This is a genomic window from Kitasatospora sp. A2-31 (assembly GCF_022288725.1).
Classification (GTDB): Bacteria; Actinomycetota; Actinomycetes; order Streptomycetales; family Streptomycetaceae; genus Kitasatospora.
In genome coordinates this window covers 1-1,662 of the sequence record NZ_JAKNTA010000143.1, presented here as the reverse complement: position 1 = coordinate 1,662, position 1,662 = coordinate 1, and the positions used below count along the sequence as shown (strand labels likewise).

Annotated in this window: 1 protein-coding gene and 2 pseudogenes; 1 reads left to right on the top strand and 2 read right to left on the bottom strand. The window is 77.1% G+C overall.

Annotation, left to right across the window (positions count from 1 at the left end; translation table 11 throughout):
• Positions 1-455 (top strand): annotated as a pseudogene (locus MCM47_RS40300) (rRNA cytosine-C5-methyltransferase); the annotation flags it as partial.
• Positions 456-512: 57 nt separating this feature from the next.
• Here MCM47_RS40300 and MCM47_RS40295 read toward each other — a convergent pair.
• Together MCM47_RS40295 and MCM47_RS40290 are read right to left on the bottom strand one after the other, a co-directional pair.
• A complete protein-coding gene (locus MCM47_RS40295; protein WP_238861688.1) occupies positions 513-872 on the bottom strand; it encodes a DUF6204 family protein in 360 nt (119 codons plus the stop codon).
• Between the two features lie 119 nt (positions 873-991).
• A pseudogene (locus MCM47_RS40290) lies at positions 992-1,662 on the bottom strand (MFS transporter); the annotation flags it as partial.

Here is a 1,662-nt window from a genome sequence, read left to right as displayed (position 1 = left end):
CCCGCGCACTGCAGGGCAACCCCGGCCCCTACACCGTGATCGCCGCCGACGGCACCCGCCCGGCATGGCGCTCCGGCGGCTTCGACCGGGTGCTGGTGGACGTCCCCTGCTCCGGCCTCGGCGCGCTGCGCCGCCGCCCGGAGGCGCGGTGGCGGCGCCGGCCGGCGGACATCGCGGCGTTCGGCCCGCTCCAGCGGGACCTGCTGCGCGCGGCCGTCGAGGCCACCCGCGTCGGCGGCGTCGTGGGCTACGCGACCTGCTCGCCGCACCTGGCCGAGACGCGCGCCGTCGTGGACGACGTCCTGCGCGCCGAGGGCGGCCGGCTCGAGTGGATCGACGCCCGCCCGCTGCTGCCGGGCGTCCCCTCCCTGGGTGAAGGCCCTGACGTGCAGCTCTGGCCGCACCTGCACGGCACGGACGCGATGTACCTGGCGCTGCTGCGCCGGACGGCGTAGCAGCGGTTCGCCGGGGCGGGGCGAGCGCCGGGGCCCGGCGCCGTCCTGGGTCGGTGGTCAGGCGGTGCCGGCGGCGGCTGCGCGCCGCCGGCGCTTTCCGAGGGCGGCCTGGGAGAGGTCCTCGGCCTGGGACCGGAGGTTGCGGTAGCCGTAGCCGCGCTCGGTCAGCCAGGCGGCGGCGGCCGTCTCGGCGCGTTCGGTCGCCTCCAGGATGTCCTTCTCGGCCTCGCCCGAGTCGAGGTAGCGGAAGGTGAAGGCGGCGCGCGCGGTGAGGTCGTAGCTGAGGTGGCCCTCGGGGGTGAACGCGGCGCTCAGGATGTCGTGCTCGCCGGCGCGGGCGAGGAGCTCGGTGCGCTGCTCGTCGGTGAGGCCGTCGAAGACGCCGCGGACCAGGATGCGGAAGGTACGGGTGGACATCCTTCGACCCTAGCCAGGGGTTCGGTGCGGTTCCACCGACTTTCGGGGCCGCCGGCGCGGGCCACCACGGGCCCCCGCCGCCGGAGGTTCGGCGGAGGCCCGGTCGTGTCCGGCCGTGCTCAGGCGTCGGTGGGGACGGCCTCGGTGGCCGGGATCGGGGCGGGGGCCGGGGCCGCGGGCGCGTCCGTCAGGGACGGCCAGCGGATCTGCGTCGCGCACAGCGAGACGATCGCCGCCGAGGCCGCCACCGCGCCCATGCCCCAGGTCAGGCCGCTGCCGTTGGCGATGAACCCGATCACCGCCGGACCGGCCAGCAGACCCGTGGTCCCCATCGCCGCGACCAGCGAGAGCGCGTCGGCCCCCTGCCGGGCCGCCGCCACGTAGACGCACGGGGTCACGGCCGCGACGCCCACGCCGACGCAGGCGAATCCGAGCAGCGTCGGCACCAGGCCGCCGGCCAGCAGAGCCAGGGCCAGCCCGGACCCGGCCAGCAGGCTGCCGGTCCGGACGATGCGGCCGTCGCCGAAGCGGGTGCGCCAGCCGTCGGCGAAGAGCCGGGCCAGCACCATCATGACCGAGACGACCGCGATGCCCAGTGGCGCGAGCGAAGGCGCCGCGTGGACGGCGTCCCTGAGGTAGAGCGCCGACCAGTCGTTCATCGCGCCCTCGGTCACGGTGCCGAAGACCATGGCGAGGCCCATCCAGACGGTCACCCGGGACGGCAGGGTGAGGCCCCGCCGCTTCGGCCCGGCCGGGGCGTTCGCACGGGCGTCCGCGGGGGCGTCCGCCG